Annotated in this window: 19 protein-coding genes and 1 pseudogene; 16 read left to right on the top strand and 4 right to left on the bottom strand. The window is 65.3% G+C overall.

What is annotated here, in order from left to right; genetic code table 11:
• Positions 1–48: 48 nt before the first annotated feature.
• The 7 genes and pseudogenes from AWC12_RS32050 to AWC12_RS18695 form a co-directional block, all read left to right on the top strand.
• Positions 49–981: pseudogene (locus AWC12_RS32050) on the top strand (thiamine pyrophosphate-dependent dehydrogenase E1 component subunit alpha); the annotation flags it as partial.
• A gap of 96 nt (positions 982–1,077) precedes the next feature.
• Complete coding sequence (locus AWC12_RS32045) at positions 1,078–2,070, top strand: alpha-ketoacid dehydrogenase subunit beta (protein ID WP_420087726.1); 993 nt, start codon at positions 1,078–1,080, stop codon at positions 2,068–2,070.
• Positions 2,067–2,294 carry a biotin/lipoyl-containing protein gene (locus AWC12_RS18715; RefSeq protein ID WP_085176192.1) on the top strand — a complete coding sequence of 76 codons (228 nt, stop codon included), beginning with the start codon at positions 2,067–2,069 and terminating at the stop codon, positions 2,292–2,294. The genes AWC12_RS32045 and AWC12_RS18715 overlap by 4 nt, the downstream gene beginning before the upstream one ends.
• Before the next feature lie 20 nt (positions 2,295–2,314).
• On the top strand, positions 2,315–3,178 hold the full coding sequence (locus AWC12_RS18710) for an enoyl-CoA hydratase/isomerase family protein (protein WP_234814083.1): 864 nt from the start codon (positions 2,315–2,317) through the stop codon (positions 3,176–3,178).
• A 16-nt stretch (positions 3,179–3,194) separates the two neighbouring features.
• On the top strand, positions 3,195–4,193 hold the full coding sequence (locus AWC12_RS18705; RefSeq protein WP_085176190.1) for an NAD(P)H-dependent flavin oxidoreductase: 999 nt from the start codon (positions 3,195–3,197) through the stop codon (positions 4,191–4,193).
• Entirely contained in the window at positions 4,165–4,962 is a 798-nt protein-coding gene (locus AWC12_RS18700) for an enoyl-CoA hydratase/isomerase family protein (protein WP_085176188.1), read from the top strand. Before AWC12_RS18705 ends, AWC12_RS18700 begins: the two co-directional genes overlap by 29 nt.
• Positions 4,962–5,720, top strand: a complete 759-nt coding sequence (locus tag AWC12_RS18695; RefSeq protein WP_085176187.1) for an enoyl-CoA hydratase/isomerase family protein — start codon at positions 4,962–4,964, stop codon at positions 5,718–5,720. Before AWC12_RS18700 ends, AWC12_RS18695 begins: the two co-directional genes overlap by 1 nt.
• Here the strand turns inward: AWC12_RS18695 and AWC12_RS18690 are convergent.
• Positions 5,717–6,919 (bottom strand): acyl-CoA dehydrogenase family protein, encoded by a 1,203-nt coding sequence (locus tag AWC12_RS18690; protein ID WP_085176185.1) that lies wholly within the window; start codon positions 6,917–6,919, stop codon positions 5,717–5,719. The genes AWC12_RS18695 and AWC12_RS18690 overlap by 4 nt on opposite strands.
• Positions 6,920–6,921: 2 nt before the next feature.
• Positions 6,922–7,755, bottom strand: a complete 834-nt coding sequence (locus tag AWC12_RS18685; RefSeq protein ID WP_085176183.1) for an enoyl-CoA hydratase/isomerase family protein — start codon at positions 7,753–7,755, stop codon at positions 6,922–6,924.
• Between the two features lie 86 nt (positions 7,756–7,841).
• Here AWC12_RS18685 and AWC12_RS18680 point away from each other — a divergent pair, with 86 nt between their 5' ends.
• The 4 genes from AWC12_RS18680 to AWC12_RS18665 are packed head-to-tail and all read left to right on the top strand — an operon-like array spanning position 7,842 to position 12,082.
• Entirely contained in the window at positions 7,842–9,038 is a 1,197-nt protein-coding gene (locus tag AWC12_RS18680; protein WP_085176248.1) for a cytochrome P450, read from the top strand.
• Positions 9,035–9,835 carry an enoyl-CoA hydratase/isomerase family protein gene (locus tag AWC12_RS18675; RefSeq protein WP_234814082.1) on the top strand — a complete coding sequence of 267 codons (801 nt, stop codon included), beginning with the start codon at positions 9,035–9,037 and terminating at the stop codon, positions 9,833–9,835. The genes AWC12_RS18680 and AWC12_RS18675 overlap by 4 nt, the downstream gene beginning before the upstream one ends.
• Before the next feature lie 22 nt (positions 9,836–9,857).
• Entirely contained in the window at positions 9,858–10,787 is a 930-nt protein-coding gene (locus AWC12_RS18670) for an LLM class F420-dependent oxidoreductase (RefSeq protein WP_085176244.1), read from the top strand.
• Between the two features lie 5 nt (positions 10,788–10,792).
• On the top strand, positions 10,793–12,082 hold the full coding sequence (locus AWC12_RS18665) for a cytochrome P450 (RefSeq protein WP_085176242.1): 1,290 nt from the start codon (positions 10,793–10,795) through the stop codon (positions 12,080–12,082).
• A gap of 25 nt (positions 12,083–12,107) precedes the next feature.
• On the opposite strand, the gene AWC12_RS18660 is transcribed toward AWC12_RS18665, so the two are convergent.
• A complete protein-coding gene (locus AWC12_RS18660) occupies positions 12,108–13,478 on the bottom strand; it encodes a phosphotransferase (protein ID WP_085176181.1) in 1,371 nt (456 codons plus the stop codon).
• 86 nt (positions 13,479–13,564) lie between these two features.
• On the opposite strand from AWC12_RS18660, the gene AWC12_RS18655 reads away from it, so the two are divergent.
• The 5 genes from AWC12_RS18655 to AWC12_RS18635 are packed head-to-tail and all read left to right on the top strand — an operon-like array spanning position 13,565 to position 18,112.
• Positions 13,565–14,386: an SDR family oxidoreductase gene (locus AWC12_RS18655; protein WP_085176179.1), complete on the top strand. Its 822-nt coding sequence runs from the start codon at positions 13,565–13,567 to the stop codon at positions 14,384–14,386.
• Between the two features lie 5 nt (positions 14,387–14,391).
• The gene (locus AWC12_RS18650) at positions 14,392–15,168 is read left to right on the top strand and encodes an SDR family NAD(P)-dependent oxidoreductase (protein WP_085176177.1); all 777 of its coding nucleotides are present in this window, start codon (positions 14,392–14,394) and stop codon (positions 15,166–15,168) included.
• Positions 15,169–15,684 carry a nuclear transport factor 2 family protein gene (locus AWC12_RS18645; protein ID WP_085176175.1) on the top strand — a complete coding sequence of 172 codons (516 nt, stop codon included), beginning with the start codon at positions 15,169–15,171 and terminating at the stop codon, positions 15,682–15,684. It abuts the gene before it with no gap.
• Positions 15,685–15,689: 5 nt separating this feature from the next.
• Positions 15,690–16,622, top strand: a complete 933-nt coding sequence (locus tag AWC12_RS18640; RefSeq protein ID WP_234814081.1) for an SMP-30/gluconolactonase/LRE family protein — start codon at positions 15,690–15,692, stop codon at positions 16,620–16,622.
• On the top strand, positions 16,619–18,112 hold the full coding sequence (locus AWC12_RS18635) for an adenylate/guanylate cyclase domain-containing protein (RefSeq protein ID WP_110808683.1): 1,494 nt from the start codon (positions 16,619–16,621) through the stop codon (positions 18,110–18,112). Before AWC12_RS18640 ends, AWC12_RS18635 begins: the two co-directional genes overlap by 4 nt.
• On the opposite strand, the gene AWC12_RS18630 is transcribed toward AWC12_RS18635, so the two are convergent.
• On the bottom strand, positions 18,102–19,406 hold the full coding sequence (locus AWC12_RS18630) for an amidohydrolase family protein (protein ID WP_085176171.1): 1,305 nt from the start codon (positions 19,404–19,406) through the stop codon (positions 18,102–18,104). The two genes, AWC12_RS18635 and AWC12_RS18630, sit on opposite strands and share 11 nt — an antisense overlap.
• Position 19,407 lies beyond the last annotated feature (1 nt).

Below are 19,407 nucleotides of genomic sequence, written 5' to 3'. Positions count from 1 at the left end.
GAATACGTTCTATTGTAGACTGAGCCGCCAGACCGTCGAGGAGTGTTGATGTCAACCCAGTTGGACACCGAACCGTCATCGCCGACGGGGGAACGCGCACTGGCGCTGTACCGATTGATGAGCAAGGTCCACCACGGCGACAAACGCGTCCGCAAGGCGCTGTCCTCGGGCGAGGCAGCCATGAGTTACTGGCCGGTCGACGGTCACGAAGCGATGTCGGCGGGCGCCATGCTTGCACTGGCGGACGGCGACCAGCTCGTGACGACCTACCGCGGACTGGGCGACGTCCTCGCCAAGGGCATCGACCTACGCGGATACTTCGCCGAAATCCTGGGCCGCGAGGCCGGATTGTCGAGAGGCAAAGCCGGCGCGATGGGAATCTACGATCCCGAACACGGAGTCGCATGGACCACCGGCATCGTGGGTGCGGGTCCGCTCATCGCGAACGGCATCGCCCTGGCCGCAACGCGGCGACACTCCGGTCAGGTGGTCCTGGTGAGCTTCGGCGATGGCGCCACCAGCATCGGATACGTCCACGAGGCCATGAACATGGCCGCGGTATGGCGCCTTCCGGTGATTTTCTTCTGTCAGAACAACTCCTGGGCCGAAGGAACGGCCTACAGCCGGTATACCCGCTCCGATCGGCTATCAGATCGCGCCGCCGGTTACGGCATGCCGGGTGTCACGGTCGACGGCACCGACCCGCACGCGGTGTACGAGGCCGTCGCCGTAGCCGCTGATCGGGCCAGAGCCGGCGACGGACCGACATTCGTCGAGGCCGTCGCGTACCGACTGCAGGGTCACTATTTCGGTGACGCGATGGGATACGCAGATCAGGACGAACTGGCTGCGAAGCGGGCTGACCCGCCGTTCGACCGCTACCGCCGTCGCTTGATCGACGAGGGTCTCGCCAGCGTTACTGATCTCGACACCGTCGACGCGGATGTGTCCGCTGAGCTGGATGACGCGTTCACCGCGGCGGTGGCGTCGTCGCCGCCGGGAATCGACGAACTCAAGCGGGATGTGTTCTCCGACAACGGGTCTGAGATAACTTCCGAGGGTCATTCGCGCGTCGAGATGCCCGGCGGCGACACCGAAGAACTCGGTCTCGTGCAGGCGGTGAACCGCACCCTGGACCGGGCGATGGCTGCGGACGACACGATCGTGTTGCTGGGCGAGGATATCGGCGACCCCTCCGGTGGCGGCATGTTCAAGGTCACCGCCGGGCTGTCCGCGAAGTACGGCGAGGATCGCGTTCTCGACACGCCTATCGCCGAGTCTTCGATCATCGGGGCTGCGATCGGCGCGTCGCTCGGCGGACTGCGGCCGGTGGCCGAGCTGATGTTCATGGACTTCCTCGGGGTGGCAATGGATCAGATCGCCAACCACGCCGCAAAAGTGCGGTACATGTCCGGTGGGCGCACGAGTGCGCCGTTGGTGATCCGCACGATGGTGGGAATGGCTGCGGGAGCGCAACATTCGCAGGCGTTCGAGGCGTGGGCCATGCACACTCCGGGTTTGAAGGTGGTGTGGCCGAGTACCGCCGCCGATGCGGTGGGACTGCTCAACACGTGCCTCGCCGACGACGACCCGTGTCTGTTCATCGAGTCCATGAAGTTGTATTACGGCGGCGGCAAGGGCCCTGTTCCCGTGGCGGACTACGCGATCCCGCTCGGTCAGGCAGATGTGAAGCGCGAGGGATCCGACGTTTCGGTGGTCACCTACGGCGTGATGGTTCACGCCGCCCTGCAGGCAGCCGACGAGCTTGCCGCCGACGGTATTTCCGTCGAGATCGTGGACTTGCGGACGTTGGTGCCGCTCGACATGGCGACGGTGCTCGCCTCGGTGCGCAAGACGACGCGTCTGGTCGTGGCGCACGAATCGGTCGGCTTCTGCGGTCCGGGTGCCGAGATCGCGGCATCAGTCGGAACAGAACTCTTCGGTGCGCTGAGTGCACCGATTCAACGTGTCGCCGGGACCTATACCCCGGTGCCTCGGGCGGCCACGCTGGAGGCCGCGTGCCGTCCCAGTGCCGCTGCGCTTGTCGACGCCATCAGGAGGATCGCATGACGGAGGTTCGGATTCCCAAGCCCGGCGACGCGATCACCGAAGCCGAGGTGACCGAGTTCTTCGTCGAGGAGGGTGCGACGGTCAGCGAGGGTGAGCCGTTGTACTCCATTGCCACCGACAAAGTGGAGATGGACATCGAGGCGCCCGCGTCGGGGACGGTGTCCTGGAAGGTATCGGAGGGCGGGACCTACGACATCGGCGCCCTCGTCGCCGTCATTTCATGACGAATGATGGCCGTCATTTCATGACGAATGATGCTGGTCATTTCATGACGGGCCTCCCCGCTCGTGTCGACCTCGCGGCTGCGGAGCTGTCTGCCGCCATCGACGGCGACACGCTGACCGTGACGATCGATCGCCCGGAGAAACGAAACGCGTTGACCGCGGACGGATATCACGGGATCAAGCGTGCCGCGATGATCGTGGCCGACGAACCCGCACTGAATTTCCTGGTGATCACCGGCGCGGATGACGTCTTCTGCGCGGGCGGCGACATGAACGCCGTCGGCAATCCCGATCGGCGGTGGGATTCGTTCACCGAGGCCTACGACGCGACGCCGTTCGAGACGCTCGGCAAGATCCCCAAGATCGTCGTATGCGCCGTGAACGGTCTCGCGCTCGGCGGCGGACTCGTCATGACGCTATACGCAGACCTGGTCATTGCATCGGATCAGGCGCGGCTACGCATACCTGATCTCACCCGCGGGGTATACGAGGCTTTCATCGCCGCGCGCATACCTCAACGAATTGGCACGTTGCGCGCCAATCACCTGATCTACGGCAACGATTGGATCGATGCAGGAGAAGCCGAGCGGCTCGGGCTGGTGGGCAAGGTCGTTCCACACGACGAGCTAGAGGCGCAGACCGCAGCGTTACTGGACCGAGTGCGCAACACAGGGCCGGCCGCCCGCGCGGCGATGAAACGCGAGATGTCGCGCGCGCTTCCGCCAGTCGATGTCTCGGGATACTGGGCCTCGATGGGTACCGCCGAGCAGATCGAGGCGTTCACGGCGTTCCTCCAGAAGCGGCCGCCCGACTGGCCTACCACATCCGAGCGCGACGCGTTCGTCTCCACCCGCAGGCCCGCCTGGGCGCCGAGGGACTCGTGAAAGGACCGAACAACCCTTGATAACCACCAAGTTCACCGAATCCTTCGGTATCGAGGCACCCATCGTCCAGGGCGGCATGCAGTGGGTGGGCAGGGCTGAGCTCGCCGCAGCGGTGTCGGAAGCAGGCGGGTTAGGACTCATCACGGCGCTGACACAGCCGACTCCCGCTGATCTGGCCAACGAGATTGCGCGGGCGAGGGACCTCACCGACAAGCCGTTCGGCGTCAACCTGACCATCCTGCCGACAATCAACCCGCCGCCGTACGAGGAGTACCGCCAGGTGATTGTCGACGCGGGCATCAAGATCGTCGAGACGGCCGGTTCCAACCCTGGTCCGCACCTGCCGATCTTCCACGACAACGGCATCAAGGTGCTGCACAAGTGCACCTCGGTGCGTCACGCGGTCAAGGCGCAGAGCCTCGGTGTCGACGGCATCAGCATCGACGGATTCGAGTGCGCGGGTCACCCGGGGGAGGACGACATCCCCGGCCTGGTGCTCATTCCCGCCGCCGCCAAGGAGATCGAGATTCCGATGATCGCCTCCGGGGGCTTCGCTGACGGGCGTGGCCTGGTCGCGGCGCTCGCACTCGGTGCGGATGGCATCAATATGGGCTCGCGATTCATGTGCACGGTCGAGTCGCCGATTCATCAGAGGGTGAAGGAGGCCATCGTCGCCGGTAATGAACTGGGCACGGAATTGATCTTCCGGACGCTGCGGAACACCGGACGGGTGGCGAGCAACACCATCTCGCGTGAAGTCGTCGAAATCCTCAACAAGGGTGGACAATTCGAGGACATCGCGCATCTGGTCGCCGGCAAGCGCGGCGTGAAGGTTTACGAGACTGGCGACCTCGAAGCCGGTATCTGGTGGATCGGCACCGCGATGGGATTGATCGACGACATTCCCTCGGCCGGTGAGGTCGTCCACCGCATTGTTGCGGACGCCGAGAACATCATCAGTGACCGATTGGCGGGTGTGCGATGCGATGACCGACCTTCCGCAGGGCACCGCTGAGATCACCGGATGCGACGAGATACTCGTCGCCGCGGATGGCCCCGTTCGAATCGTCACCCTCAACAACCCCGGCAACGCCAACGCGGTCAACAACCGCATGCATGGTGCATTCGCCCGACTGTGGACCACGCTGGGGGAGGTTGCCGATGCCCGAGCGGTCCTGCTGACCGGAACGGGTGACTTCTTCTCCGCTGGAGGCGATCTCGTCGAGTGGTTGCACACCCACGTCGAGAATCCGGTAACCCGCCGCGAGGGGATGCGCGATGCTCGGCGCATCGTGCGCGACATGATCGACTTTCCGCTGCCGATCGTGGCCGCCGTAAACGGGCCCGCCGTCGGATTTGGGTGCAGCATCGCCGTGCTGTGCGACATCGTCTTGATGTCGGACCGCTCATTCTTCGCCGATACCCATGTCGCCAGCGGCCTGGTGGCAGGCGACGGGGGATCGGTGCTTTGGCCGCTGTTGATGAGCCTGCTGAAAGCCAAGGAGTACCTGCTACTGGGGGAGAAGATCAGGGCCGACAAGGCGGTCGAGTTAGGTCTTGCCAACCGGGTGGTGCCCCACGCCGACATCAAGGCCGAAGGTCTCGCGCTCGCACACCGGCTCGCGGCGCTGCCGGCGCGCGCGGTGCAGGACACCAAACGCACGCTCAACCTGCACGCTGAACGGGCGGTGACGGCCATTCTCGAGTTCGGGATCTCTGCGGAAACGGAGTGCTTCACCACGCCGGAGCACCGCGCGGCCATCGACCAGTTCCTCAACCGCTAGTGTCCACCGCCTCCGACGAACCGCTGGTCCTGCTCAAGGACCGGGACGGTATCGCGCTGATTCTGCTGAACCGCCCGGCACAGCGGAACTCGCTGCGTTACGAGTCCTGGACGGAATTGTCAGCCGTACTCGCCGAGGTCCACGACGCCCGCGGCGTCGTGCTGGCCGGCAATGGCGGCTTTTTCAGCGCCGGCGGTGATCTGAAGACGGGACCGGCCCACGGCGACGGACCGATGGGGCCGGCGGGGCGCGTCGAGCACGCGCAACAGGTGATGGCGCAACTTCGCGAGATCCCCGCGCCCACGATCGCGGCGGTCGAGGGGGCCGCCGTCGGTCTGGGTTGGAGTCTTGCGCTGTCGTGTGACCTGGTGGTTGCGGCTCGGGACGCCTTTTTCTCCGCGCCGTTCGTCGCCCGTGCGGTGGTGCCCGATGGCGGCCTCGCCTGGCGGTTGACCCAGCAGTTGGGGAGGCACCGAGCATCGTCGCTATTGTTGCGCGGCAACCGATTACCCGCTGACGACGCCCATCGGCTGGGTCTGGTCACAGATCTGGCGGAGCAGGGGGCGGCCGTCGATGACGCCGTCGCGATCGCCCGTGAGCTCGCGGAAGCCGATGCCGGTGCCTGTGAGCTGACCAAGCGGCTCATCGCGTCCGTCGAGGCCGTTGCGCTGGCGTCCTTTCACCCGCTGGAACTTGCGGTGGCCACGGTCGCGCAGCAGCGCTCGGCGGCCTCCATAGGACGCGCGCAGTTCGGTTAGCGCGGAAGTCCCAGGCCTGCAGTCGAAATCAGGTCACGCTGAATTTCACTGGTTCCACCGCCGATCGTATGGAGCAGCGACAGCAGGAGACCCTCGGAAAAGTGGCCGTGGAGCAGCGCGTCGGGATCCTCGGGGAGCAAGGCCCCGGCCGGGCCAAGAATCGTCAAGCCCAGCTGGCGCAGCTCAGCGGTGAGTTCGGAGTGGTACAGCTTCGACAGCGACGGCAGCGCAGAATCAAGCTGGCCGGCGGCCTGCTGATGGGCGACCCGATAGGACAGCGCGCGTCCGACCTCGACTCGCTCTACAGCTCGCGCAAGCGCGAGCCTGGTGACAGGGTCGGCAAGGGGATCGTGTGAGGAGCCGCGCTGACAACGGCACCAGTCGACCAATTCGTCGAGGTAGCGCTGGGCCTGGGCGGCCCTGGTCACATTGGACCGCTCCGCGACGAGCAGGGCCTTCGCGACCTGCCAGCCCTCACCCTCCTCGCCGACGAGGTTCGCCGCGGGGACCCGGACGCCGTCGAAGAACTCCTCGGCGAATGTCGGGTAGCCCGTCATGGAGCGGATCGGCCTACGAGTGATTCCGGGAGTATCGAGATCCACGAGGAAGAAGGAGATTCCGGCCTGACGTTTGGCTCCGAGGGGTGCCGTGCGAGCCAACACGAAGATCCAGTCGGCCAGAACGCCGTTGCTGGTCCACGTCTTCTGTCCGTCGAGGATGTAGTCGTCGCCGTCCCTGCGGGCCGTCATACGCAGGGCCGCGAGATCGGATCCAGCTTCGGGTTCGGAGTACCCCTGTGCCCACATACGTTCGGAACGAGCGATTTTCGGTAGATGCTCCTCCTGTTGCTCACGGGTCCCGAACCGGAACAAAACGGGGGCGAGCATGTTGACGCCGTTGGTGTTGACCATCGGTGCGCCCGCGTAGGCCAGCTCCTCGCGAATGACCACCTGCTCGACCACGCCGAGTCCGCCGCCGCCGAATTCCACCGGCCACTGCGGCACAAACCACCCCCGCTGGTGCAGAGCTTGGCAGAACTGGACGGCGCGGTCGTGGCTGTCGCGGGGTAGGTAGTCGGGATTGGCTGCAGTGCGCCGGAACTCGTCGGGCAGATGCTCGTCCAGCCACGAGCGCAGCTCGGCTCGCAGCCGGTCGACATGCGGGCCGCCGCCGAAACGCACGATCGGGCTGAGCGGCACGGTCAGACTCGGTCAGAGGGCTTGGCCGACTTCTTCATCAACTCCGCCACGTAAGCCTGAAATTCTTTGGATCCGGTCACGACTGCCTGCAGGTCGTTGCTGGCCTGCTGGTGGGTGCGGAAGCCCATGTTCTCCCACGCGCGCAGGATGCCGGCCTTGGTCGCCTGCAGGGTGATCAACGGTGCCTTCGCGATCCGCGCGGCGAGCTCTTCGACCTCGGCTTCCAGCCGATCGCGAGGCACGACCCGGTTCACCAGACCGAATTCGAGCGCCTGCTCGGCGGTGATCTTCTGAGCGGTGTAGAGGTATTCGGCGGCCCGCTTGTAATTCATGAACACCCACGGCTCGAACATCGTCTCCGAACCCGGCAGCCCGAAGCCCGGAACAAGCGGCATCTGGAACCACGCGTCGTCGCTGCAGACGGTGATCTCGGGGATGAGCGCCCATGTGGTGCCGCCTCCGATGGCGTACCCGTGTACCTGGGAGATGACGGGTTTCGGGAACTCCCACAACTTCAGCACCGGCCACAGGAACAGCTGTGCCGCCGAGCGCCACACCTTGCCCGAGGCGTCGAGTTCGGCCTTGAACTCCGGATAGCTACCGTCGGGCACGTGGCCCGAGCAGAATCCTTTGCCGTTGGCCTTGATAATGACGACCTTGATGTCGTAGTCGTACTGGGCATCATCGAGGGCGGTGTTGACGCTGTGCACCATTTCGGACGTCTGGGCGTTGGCGCGATCGGGGTTGTTGAGGATGATGCGCGCGATCGCTCCGTCCTTTTCGTATACGACGTGGTCGAGCTCGCGCGTTTCCACCTGGCTGTCCTCCTGGGGCATTGATTGATCGGATGTGTGGATGCTAGCGCATGGTAGTGCAATCGAACATTTACTGTAATAGTGTTCCATGTGGAAGGACGGTGCTGATGACAACGACGGAGTTGCGGTGGGATCCCTTCGACCGTTCACTCCACGCCGAACCGTACTCGGTGTGGAAGCGGATGCGAGACGAGGCGCCGGTCTACTACAACGCGGAGTACGACTTCTACGCGTTGAGCCGGTTCGACGATGTCATGACCGCCTCGCTGGACACGGAGTCGCTGTCATCGGAGCACGGCATCACGCTCGACATGATCACCGACGAGCCGTGGGGCGCGCCGAAGGCGATGATCATGATGGACCCTCCGGACCACACGTACCTGCGCAAGATGGTCAATCGCACGTTCTTCCGCAGCCGTATCGCCAAGCTCGAAGAGCACATTCGCCAGTTGTGCCAGGGTTATCTGGATCCGTATGTCGGCACGGGTGGCTTCGACTTCGTCCGTGACTTCTCGGCCAAGCTGCCCGTGATGGTGATCAGCTCGCTGTTGGGTTTCCCGGAGGAGGACCACGACAACCTGCGCGAGTGGTCGGACGCACAAGTGCATCGCGACGAGGGAAATCCCGAACGCAGCGCCGCGGGCGACGAGGCTTCGGCGAACCTGTTCGACTACTACCGGCAGCAGATCGAACTGCGACGGCAGCACCGCAGAGCCGACATCGTCAGCGATCTCATGGACTCCGACCTCGTCGTGCCCGATGTCGATCCGCGCCGACTGGATGACGGTGAGTTGCTGGTCTTCATCGCGATGGTCAATGTCGCCGGCAACGAGACCGTCGCGCGGCTGCTGGGCTGGGCCGCACTGACGCTGGCCCGAAATCCCGATCAGCGGGCGAAGCTGTTGGCGGATCCGGGTCTGATCGGCGGCGCCGTCGAAGAATTACTCCGCTACGACGCGCCCTCTCCCATCCAGGGACGGTTCGCATTGCGCGACATCACCTACCACGACACGGTCATCCCGCGTGGGTCGAAGGTGGCGCTACTCACCGGCTCCGCGGGCCGGGATGAACGGCAGTACGAGCGCCCCGACACCTTCGACGTGACGCGAACGGGCATCCGGCACATCAGCTTCGGGCACGGATCGCACTTCTGTCTCGGCGCGGCGCTGGCCCGGCTGGAGGCAAGGGTGGCGCTGGAGGAGACCCTCAAACGGTTCCCCGACTGGACGGTCGACGAGGCCAACGTGACCTACGTCCACACCAACTCGGTCCGCGGACCGGCCAGCGTGCCCATCGCGCTGTGAGCACCGGACTGGCGGCCCGCACGGAGGGCGGCGTGCGGTGGCTCGTGCTGGACCGACCCGAGGTCGGAAACTCGGTCACGCGCGCGATGCAGCGCGACCTCATCGACAACCTCGCCGCCGCCTCGAGCGATCCTGAGATCCGCGCCGTGGTGTTCACGGCCAGTGGTGATCGGCACTTCTGCACCGGGCCCAACCTGCGCGACCCGAACATGCGCCCCAGCCAGGACCGCATCGCGGGTGACGCGGCGCGGATCCTGCGCACCGGATCCCAAGCGGTGGTGGCCGCGCTGCTCGACTGCGACAAACCGGTGATCTGCGCACTCAACGGCGTCGCCGCGGGCGTCGGCGCCAGCATGGTGCTGGCGTGCGACCTCGTCATCGCGGTGGAGAGTGCTCGACTCATTGAGCTCTTCGTGCGGCGTGGCCTCGCTCCCGACGGCGGGGCCGCCTACCTGCTCACCCGCAAGGTTCCCTTCAACGTCGCCAAGCGGCTCATCCTGTTCGGCGAGGAACTCTCGGCCGCCGAGGCGCATCGCATCGGCCTGGTGAACGAGGTCGTCGCCGACCGCGCCGCGCTCGACGCGCTGGCCCTCGACTGGGCGGCGCGCCTCGCGAACGGGCCGACGCGCGCCCTCGCCGCCGCGAAAGCGATGCTCAATCAGGCCCTCGACGTCGACCGCACCGCGGCGTTTCACGCCGAGGCGCTGCTCGTCGAGCAGGTCGCGGGGACCGACGACGTCGCCGAAGGTGTCGCCGCCTTCGCCGAGAAGCGCGATCCCCGTTTCCAAGGCCGCTGACGACACCGACGAGGAGTGCAGCGTGCGCTTCGTGCTGACACACCCGATGCACACCCACCCCTACAACCCTGAACTGGTCACCGGGTCCGGGGTGACCGCGATCGCCGCGGCAGCCGAGCGTGCCGGGTTTCACGGCTTCGGTTTCACCGACCACCCCGCCCCGACGCAGAGGTGGCTCGATTCCGGCGGGCACGACGCGCTCGACCCGTTCGTGGCCATGGGATTCGCGGCAGCGGTGACGACCCGTTTGCGACTGATACCGAACCTGGTCGTCCTGCCGTATCGAAATCCGCTGATCGTCGCGAAAGCCGGCGCGACACTGGACGCATTGTCGGGTGGGCGCTTCACATTGGCCGTCGGTGTTGGTTACCTGAAGGGTGAATTCGCAGCACTGGGCGTGGAATACGAGCAACGTGCCGGAATCGTCGACGAAGCCCTCGATGTCATTCGACAGGTCTGGACAGCTGACAACGTGAGCTTCGCCGGCAGGCATTTCGAGTTCGACGGCATCACCGCGCATCCACGGCCGCAGCAGCGTCCGCCGATCTGGATCGGTGGTAACACCGCCGCTGCCCGCCGCAGGGTCGTGACCCACGGCGACGCATGGTGCCCCTTCGCTGCGCCGGAGATGTTGGCGAGGGTCACGAGGACGGCAACTATGGACGGCGACGCGCAACTTGTCGCCGGCATCAAGGATTTGGCGCGCAGGTGTGACTCGGCGGGCAGGGATCCTGCTGAGATCGACATCGTGTTCAACGGGTTGGGTAGTACACCGGGACGTTCGAGCTTTGACCCGGCATCCTTCATTGCCGACGTGGAACGCCTTGCGACCATCGGGGTTACCGTGATCACCCTGAGCGTGGCCGGCGACAGTGTCGACCAGGCCGTGTCGGCGATCGAGGAGTTCGGCGACACCGTCATACGGCACCAAGTGAAAAGGACACGTCCGTGAACCTGGTGGAAAGGCTGGGTGAGCGGGGCGCGATCACGGCCGCCTTCACCTCCGCAATTCGATTGAATTCCGCTGCTGCACTGCGCGATCGGCGGCGAGGCCACCAGGGATGGGCAGGAGCAGTCAACACCGATTACGACCCGCTTGACCGCGATACGGCCGCGCAGCCGTTCGACGCCTTCCGGCGACTTCACCAGCAGGGACGGGTGCACTACAACCCGAAACGGGCTACGTGGATCCTCTGTAGGCACGAGGACGTGCGTGCCGCGCTGCGGGACACCGATGCCGTCACCAGTACCGAGGGCGTCACGCGGATGCGAATTTCGGCGCCGGTTCTGGTGCACTCGGATGGGGCCGAACACGCGCGGCTGCGCAAGCAGGTGCAACCGGGCTTCAGCAAGGGCGCAATGGCCAGCTGGCAGAACATGACCGACGAACTCGCGTCAGAGCTGGTGTCTGAGGTGTTGGCCGAACCCGGTTGCGACGTCGTTCAACGGCTCACGATTCCCATGCCGATGCGGATGATCGCCTACATTCTGGGCGTCCCCGATGCCGACGTGGACAAGTTCCGGGCGTGGTCGGAGGCGGGCATGCACATCGTGGACTTCGAAGCGAGTCGCCGTGGGGTAATCCGCTTCGGCAAGGCTGTCGCCTCCATGGCGGCTTTGCAGCGCTACTTCATGAGGCAGTTCTCGTCAGGGGGACTGAAGGACTCGGACACCGTTCTCGGCCGGTTGCTCACTCACGCCGACGACGGGTCGCTCACCGATGATCAGCTCTTCCTCATCGCAGTTCTGCTGCTGATCGCGGGTAACGAGACCACGACGAATCTGCTCGGTGGCATGTTCGACACGTTGGCGCACAATCCTGATCAATTCGAAATGATCCGGCAGAACCCGGATCTGATACCGATGGCGGTCGAGGAGCAGCTGCGCATATCGACACCCATTCAGAACCTCTACAGGTACACGCGGGCGGACTACCAGGTCGGGGAAGTAACCATTCCCTCTGGCTCGCGGGTGATGCTCAACTTCGCGGCCGCTAATCGCGACCCTCTGGTATTCGAAGATCCTGATCGGTACCGCGCCGATCGAAATCCTCGCAGTCACATCGCTTTCGGCTATGGCGCACATATGTGCATCGGGGCGCCATTAGCCCGCATGGAGGCACAGGCGGTCCTTCGTGAATTGGTCAAACAGGCCTCCGCGATCACCCCTGCCGGCCCGGCGACGTGGTCCACGAACACCTCGCTGCGGGGGCCGACCCATCTGCCGATCACGGTGACGCCCGCCTAGCGGGCAGCGTAAAGCGCGCGTGGCGTCAACCGCTGCCGCATCCTTTTCCGTTGTCGCTGGTGTCCAACAGTTCGTCCAATGGCGTCACGTGGCCGATGCGCCCACCGGTCAGGAGTGGCTCGATGAGCATCAATTGCCGCATCACGCGACGGTGCAGCAGCGCGATCAGGGCTGCATCGTGGTGTGGCTCCGCCGTGCAGACGAACTCCTCGAGTGCTCGGTCGCCCGCCGCTCGGTCGACGGGCCGGGTCCCGAGTAGGTGCTCGATATCGTCGAGGTCTGCGGCATCGACGGCGACTCCGTACTGGCTGATGCGGTGGCACAGTCGCGCGACATTGGCCACCGATGACCTCTGGTACTCCGCGATGCCGGCAGGCACATCGAGGGACTCGACCATCGACGCCAGGCCGGCAACGGCGCCGGAATAGGACGATGGCGTGGGCTCTGGGGATGGCACGGCCGGTAGCGCGATGTCGGCCTGACGGGCGATCGACTCGATCGCGTGCAGCGACAGCAGGTGAAACCATTCGATGTACTGCACGATGTCGGTCAGCGGTAGGTCGAGATGCAGAACGATGGCGACGCCGAGCGGCGTACACAGCGCGAACTTGGCGGTGTGGAACTCGATCGCGGCACGATCCAGCGGTGTCCCGGATTCCTCCTCATAGCGCCGCAGCACCCGGCCGAGGTCACCCATCGGTTCGGTGACGTTGCGCAACCTCAGGCCCGCGAGATCGTGTGAGACGTCACCGATGTGGGCGAGTTCGACGTCGATCAGGCCGGTGATCCGACCGTCGGCGTACATGTACTGTCCCGTATCGCCGAGGACGAACTGAGGTGTGGTCCGATCAGTTGGTACGTTGCGGCGCAGCCATCCGATGGCGAACTCCAGCAGGGGTTCTGGGCGCTGCTTGAATTCCCGGTAGCGGGCCACGAAGGTCTCGAAGTAGTCCAGGGCGAGAGCGTGAGGGTCAGCGGGGGAGTGCAGGCCCACGGCCGCGAACGCCGCCGGATCAATCGCGTGCGCTCGGACGAGCGCGTCGACGTAGTCATCCATGACCGCGTCGAGGTCGCCGGGATCACCCGCACTACACGGATTCGGTGCACCCGGCAGGAGGTCCATTACGACCGCCGAGGCTTCGACGATCTCGCCGTGGATGTGCGGGACCGGGATGTCGTGCGCTTCCAACACCCGCAGGATCTCCGCCTCTGTGGCGACGGTGGCGAACCCGAATCCCTCGCGCTCACCACGGACGTAGAGACCGATGTCCCGGCCGTCGCGTTCAACGATGACGAACCAGGCCGGCCGCCAACGTTGCTGGCGTTCGAAGGTGCGGACCGGCCCGATGTGCTCGGAGATCCACGCCTCGACAACGGTGTCGATTCCGGCTGTCATTACTAGACAATAGTACAGATGATGTGCTCTTGTAATAGCCTGAGAATCGGCCACCGAACGGCGGCGGCGACTGCACTGGAGGCACCATGAGCCTGTTCGACGCCTTCTCGTACCGGGGCAAGCGCGTCCTCGTCGTCGGTGGGGCCACCGGCATGGGCAATGCCGTCGCTCGACTGGCCCAGGACGCAGGCGCCGAGGTTGTTGTCATGGATTACGCCAACTGCGATCTGCCTGGCGTCACGCCCATCCGGGTGAACCTGGCGGAGAGGGACAGCATCGACGCGGCGGTGTCCGAATGCGGGGGCGCCGTCCACGCTCTGTTTGCGTGCGCGGGGGTCGCCGACGGTCCCGGCATCGAGCGCATCAACTTCATCGGCCACCGGCACCTCATCGAGCGCCTGCGCGCCCTAGGCATGCTCGGCCGCGGGTCGGCCATCGGTTTCATCTCCTCGGCGGCCGGCCTCGCGTGGCGGTCGAACCTGCGCCAGCTCAACGAGTTCCTTGATATCGACGACTTCGATACCGCTGCGGCATGGGCAGTCGACAACGGTTGTGCGCACTACATGTTCACCAAGCAGGCGGTCTGCGCGTATGTTGCGCGTGAGGCGATGGAACTCATCGCTGACGGCATTCGGATCAACGCAATCTGCCCCGGACCGACCGATACGCCGCTGGCGCAGGCCAACGCAGATCTCTGGCTCGATTTCGGCGCCGACTACCGCGCGAAGATCGGTGTGGATGCCGCCACGCCGATGGAACAGGCCTATCCGTTGCTGTTCCTGTGCAGCGATGCGGCGAGCGTCGTCAACGGCATCACGATGGTGACGGACTCGGGATATCTGAGCGCGGGTATCACCGAGGTGTTTCCCGCCGGCACACCAATGGCGAAGATGCTGCTGGACGGCTAGCGACCGTGGATGCAGAGCCTGCCGACAGCGTTGTCGTCGTCACCGGCGCGAGCGGCGGTATCGGCCGTGTCATCGCCCGGCGATACGCGCGCAGCGGCGCAACGGTCGCGTTGGTGGCGCGGCGCCCGGACGAGCTTGAGGTCACCGCAGGCATCATTGCCGAGGAAGGTGGGGCCGCCTCCGTGCATGTTGTCGACATCAGGGACGAAAATCAGTGCAAGGCCGCCGTTTCCGCGATCATGTCCCGGTGGGGGCGACTGGATGTGCTCATCAACAACGCAGCGGTGCCCGGAGTGGACCAACTCGTCAGCGAGGCGACCGTAGCCAACTGGCAGGACGTGTTCGCCACCAACCTCCTGGCGCCGATGGTGTTGACTCGGGAAGCGCTGTCGGAGGCGATGATTCCGGCCGGTCGCGGCAATGTGCAATTCGTGTCGTCGGCTGCGGCGCGAAATGTGCAACCGCGCAAGGCGCACTACGCGGCGGCGAAACTAGGTCTTTCGGCGCTGTGTCAAACGCTGGCGCTCGAGGTCGGCGCCCTCGGAATCCGCGTCAATACTTTGGTGGTCGGCAGTGTGGCGGGCGAACTGTTCGACACCTACGTGGCACGGCGAGCCCGTGACGACGGCGTCGATCCCGGCGAGTTGCGCCGGCGTCTGGCCGCATTGACCAAGATCGGGCGGTTGGTCCAACCCGATGAGGTCGCCGAGGTGTCGTTGTGGCTGGCCTCGGACGCGGCGTCGGCGATCACCGGTCAGGACATCAACGTGACGGGGGGATGAATGTCGAACGCGCTCGATGACCTGCTCGCGCGAGACGCGATACGTGCGCTGCCGCTGCGATACGCTGCTGCAATCGAGTCCCGCGACGTCGACGCGATGGCGGAATTGTTCTCTCCTGACGCGCGATTCGGCGACTACGGCGACGGGCCCGATGGGTTGCGCACGTTGATGAGCCGAAGTCTCAACGACAGCATCTTCGCCGTGATCCTGGTGGCCAACCATCTCATCGATCTCCATGACGCCGAGCACGCGTCGGGCCAGGTCTGGGCGCTCTGCCACGCCCAGACGCGTGCGGACGGCTTTCTTGACCAGCTGATCCGGTACGACGACACATACGAAAAGGTCGGTGACCGCTGGCTGTTCTCCCACCGCAGGCATCGGCTCTGGTACGGGGCGGCGCACGAGAAATCGCCACTGGACCAACCGCCTGCGAACTGGCCACGCAGCCAGGTCGGTGTCGGTGACATTCCACTCGCCGATCCCCGGTTCGCCGCCTGGTGGGAGTCCCGCCGATGACAGATATGCGAACCCTCTCAGACCGCCTCGCTTTTCCGGAAAGCCCAATCGTGTATCCGGATGGCTCCGTCGTGGTGTCGGAGATGGCGGCGGGGCGCATCACCAGGATCAGCCCACATGGCGCCGCCACTCTTGTTGCCGATGTCGGTGGCGGCCCGAACGGTGTCGGGGTGCTAGCCGACGGCCGGCTGGTGGTCTGCCAGAACGGGGGCTCCACCTTCGGGGTCGGCTTTTGGCCCTACGACTTCGAGGGCTGCGCGCAGCTGTTCCGTCCGGTGGGTGCTGCAGAGCAGCCAATCACGCCGCAGCTGCAAATGGTCGACCTCGACGGGTCGGTGCACACTCTGACTACCGAATTCCGTTCCCGCGCAGGCCGCACGATGCCGCTGGTGCGGCCCAGTGACATTTGTGTCGATGCCGAGGGCGGTTTCTACGTGACCGACGGCGGTACCACCCACAATCGCCAGCGCACCATGACCGGGCTGCTCTACGGCACACCGGACGGTCAGCTCGAGGAGATCGTCTATCCCCTGGAAATGCCGAACGGCATCGCCCTGTCGCCAGAAGGCGACCGTGTCTACGTCGCCGAGACGCGCACCCGCCGGGTGTGGGAGTTCATGCTGTCGGCACCGGGGCGTGTCGCCGGCGCACGTGGTCTCGCCACGGTCCCCAGTGGTGGTCCGCTCAACATCGGTGGCGCGGACGGCCTTTGCGTTGCCGCCGACGGAACCATCCTGGTCGCGACGCTGGGCGCGGGAGGTGTCACCGCCTTCTCACCGGCAGGTGAGACGCTCGGAGCGCTGCCTCTCGACGACCCGATGACAACAAACGCGACGCTCGACACCGGCGACGGCACGCTTTATCTCACCCTCGCATCCTCGGGACGCCTGGTCGCGATCGACGACTGGCGGTCCTGGCTCACTACGCCGCGGTCGTGAGCGGTGTGCGCGGTCGTCAGTTCGCCGTGCCTACGTCTGCACGGCTGGCGCTGGCGCTCGGCGCGGTGGTTCCGAGTATGTGCGGTGCCGCGGTGGTTGGTGTCCTGGCCTCACGGGGTCTTCCGACCGGAGCGGCGCTCGATGAGCCAGACGTGTTGCGCACGAACGTCATTGCTGCATTCGTCTACGCATCGATAGCGATGCCGCTGGCCTGCGTCGCCGGCGTGCGGTGGACCACCGTGCCAACGGTAGCGGGTTCTGCTGAGCGGCACGCCATCCGCATGGCGATACCCGCCCGTCTGACCGGGATCAATGCGACGGTGTGGGTGTCGGGGGCGCTCATGCTGATCGTCGTGAATCGGAGCCGCCCGTGGCTGGCGACAACACTCGGTGTTGCGACGATGCTGTCTGCGACGGTGACGGCGACGCTGACCTACTGGTGGTGCACTCGGGTTCTCCGACCGCACGTCGCGGCAGTGCTGACCGAGAATCCGCCTCAACGGAGGCAGCGGCCGGGCCTTCGGATGCGGGCCGCCGCCGCGTGGATGGTGGGCACCGGAGTGCCGCTGCTGATGCTGTTGCTGGTGGCCGCCAGCGCGCTGGTCGTGAACTACCCGGGAGACAGGCTGGCGATAGTGGTCCTCGGCTTGGGTGGTGCTGCCGTGCTGTGCGGGTTGGTGGTGACCCTGTTCACCGGCGCCACCGTCGCGGACCCGATAGACGAGGTGCGCGACGGGATGGCGCGAATCGGCGACGGCGACTACGACGTAACCGTACCGGTGTTCGACGCGTCCGAACTCGGGCTGCTGCAAGCCGGATTCAACTCGATGGCCGACGGACTTCGGGAACGGGAGCGCCTGCGCGACATTTTCGGCAGGCACGTCGGCCGCGATGTGGCACGGCTGGCCGAGCAGTCACCGGAGCCGCACCTCGGTGGTGTCAATTGCGAGGTCGCGGTCATGTTCGTCGATCTCGTGGGGTCCACGCGTATGGCGTTGGACATGGCACCGCACGACCTGGTGGCGCTGCTCAACGACTTCTTTGCGACGGTCGTCGACGTCGTCGAGCGGCATGGCGGCTGGGTCAACAAATTCGAAGGGGACGCTGCGCTGGCGATATTCGGTGCGCCACAACCCATGCCGAATTACGCCGGCGCCGCGCTCGCGGCCGCACGGGAGTTGGTGTGTGCCCTGGAGTCGGGGACACTGCGACTTACCGCCGGTATAGGGGTATCCGCCGGTACTGCGGTGGCGGGCAACGTCGGTGGTGCCAGTCGTTACGAGTACACGGTCATCGGCGACCCGGTCAACGAGGCCGCCCGCTTGTCCGAGTACGCCAAAAGCGGCTGTGCAGTAGCCGCTTCGGGCAGTGCGCTCGCTGCCGCCGGCAGCGAGGAATTGACGCACTGGCAGGTGGTGGCCTCACAGGTGCTGCGCGGTCGCGACACCTCGACGGACATCGCGACGCCTCTGCCTGCGCTCAGTCCTTGATCTCTTTGTTCTCCATCTGCTTGGCGAGGTTTTCGATGAAGGCTCCGTAGCCGACGCCACCGTGGTCGGACATCACCGCGTCGTAGTCGTAGTCCGGCGGTTCACCGTTATTGGGCCGCCAGCCGGTGTCGGCAGTTGTTGCTTTGAAGCCTTCCTCGGGGAAGGCATACCAGCGCCTCGCGTTGTGTTCCACGATTTTGGCAGCATCCTCATCGGGCACGGTGGCAAGCATCTCCTCGGCGCGAGCCCGGCTCTTCGGCCAGAACGAATCAGAGTGCGGGTAGTCGCACTCCCAGGTGATGTTGTCGATGCCGATCTGATGACGCATCGCGACGCCGACCTCGTCCTCGATGAAGCAACCGGTGATGTTGCGGCGGAACAACTCCGAGGGCGCGACTGTCGGGTGAATGTTCTGGTAGTACTTGTGCTTGCGCCACACGTAATCTGCGCGTTCGACCAAGTAGGGCATCCATCCGATGCCGCCCTCGGAGAACGCGACCTTCAGGTTGGGGTGCTTGTGGAACACGGGGGAGAAGACCAGTTCGATGGCCGCTGCCATCGAGGTCGTGCCCATCAGCGTGACCATCACCGCGAACGGCGCTTCGGGCGCCGTCGACGGCGGCATGCCACCGGAACCGAAGTGCATGACGGCCGTCATGTTGGTCTCCTCCAGCGCGGACCAGACCGGATCCCAGTGCGCGGTGTGGAAGCTGGGCAACCCCAGGTTCATCGGGTTGTCCGGAAGACCCACAGCCCGACATCCTTTGGCCGCGTTGCGCTCGATCTCAGCGACCATCAGCTCGACATCCCACAGCGGACTGATCATCATCGGAATGAACCGGGCGGGATCGGTGGAGCACCACTCGTCGAGTGAAAAGTCGTTCCAGGCCTGCACGCTGAGCAGCGCCAGGTCCTTGTCTGTTCCCTCCAGGAACACCGTGCCGCAGAACCTTGGGAAGGAGGGGAAGCACAGCATCGCGTGCACGCCGTCAATGTCCATGTCGGCCAGGCGCGCTTTGGGGTCGTAGCAGCCAGGGATCATGTCGTCGTATCGAACCGGGTCGACGCCGAACTCCTCGGGCGACTTCCCGGCGACGGCGTTCAAGCCGATGTTCGGGTAGCTCCGCCCCTCGTACACCCATTGGTGCATCGGTGGCTTACCCTCACGAGGAAATTCGACAATCCGCGGCCCGTCCTCGATGTACTTCTTGGGCAGCCGGTCGGTCCAGACGTGGGGGGGCTCGATCAAGTGATCGTCGACGGACAGGAGCTTCATGGACGGTTGGAGCGGCATC

Source organism: Mycolicibacterium iranicum, from assembly GCF_002101705.1.
GTDB lineage: Bacteria > Actinomycetota > Actinomycetes > Mycobacteriales > Mycobacteriaceae > Mycobacterium > Mycobacterium iranicum.
This window is presented reverse-complemented; position numbering and strand designations above follow the sequence as displayed.

Excerpts from the sequence above, each read along its gene's own strand:
- AWC12_RS18630 (WP_085176171.1), bottom strand. The coding sequence starts at position 19,406 with ATGCCGCTCCAACCGTCCATGAAGCTCCTGTCCGTCGACGATCACTTG.
- AWC12_RS18655 (WP_085176179.1), top strand. The coding sequence starts at position 13,565 with ATGAGCCTGTTCGACGCCTTCTCGTACCGGGGCAAGCGCGTCCTCGTC.
- AWC12_RS18640 (WP_234814081.1), top strand. The coding sequence starts at position 15,690 with ATGCGAACCCTCTCAGACCGCCTCGCTTTTCCGGAAAGCCCAATCGTG.
- AWC12_RS18710 (WP_234814083.1), top strand. The coding sequence starts at position 2,315 with ATGACGAATGATGCTGGTCATTTCATGACGGGCCTCCCCGCTCGTGTC.
- AWC12_RS18660 (WP_085176181.1), bottom strand. The coding sequence starts at position 13,478 with ATGACAGCCGGAATCGACACCGTTGTCGAGGCGTGGATCTCCGAGCAC.
- AWC12_RS18680 (WP_085176248.1), top strand. The coding sequence starts at position 7,842 with ATGACAACGACGGAGTTGCGGTGGGATCCCTTCGACCGTTCACTCCAC.
- AWC12_RS18700 (WP_085176188.1), top strand. The coding sequence starts at position 4,165 with ATGACCGACCTTCCGCAGGGCACCGCTGAGATCACCGGATGCGACGAG.
- AWC12_RS18685 (WP_085176183.1), bottom strand. The coding sequence starts at position 7,755 with ATGCCCCAGGAGGACAGCCAGGTGGAAACGCGCGAGCTCGACCACGTC.
- AWC12_RS18715 (WP_085176192.1), top strand. The coding sequence starts at position 2,067 with ATGACGGAGGTTCGGATTCCCAAGCCCGGCGACGCGATCACCGAAGCC.
- AWC12_RS32045 (WP_420087726.1), top strand. The coding sequence starts at position 1,078 with ATGCCCGGCGGCGACACCGAAGAACTCGGTCTCGTGCAGGCGGTGAAC.
- AWC12_RS18645 (WP_085176175.1), top strand. The coding sequence starts at position 15,169 with ATGTCGAACGCGCTCGATGACCTGCTCGCGCGAGACGCGATACGTGCG.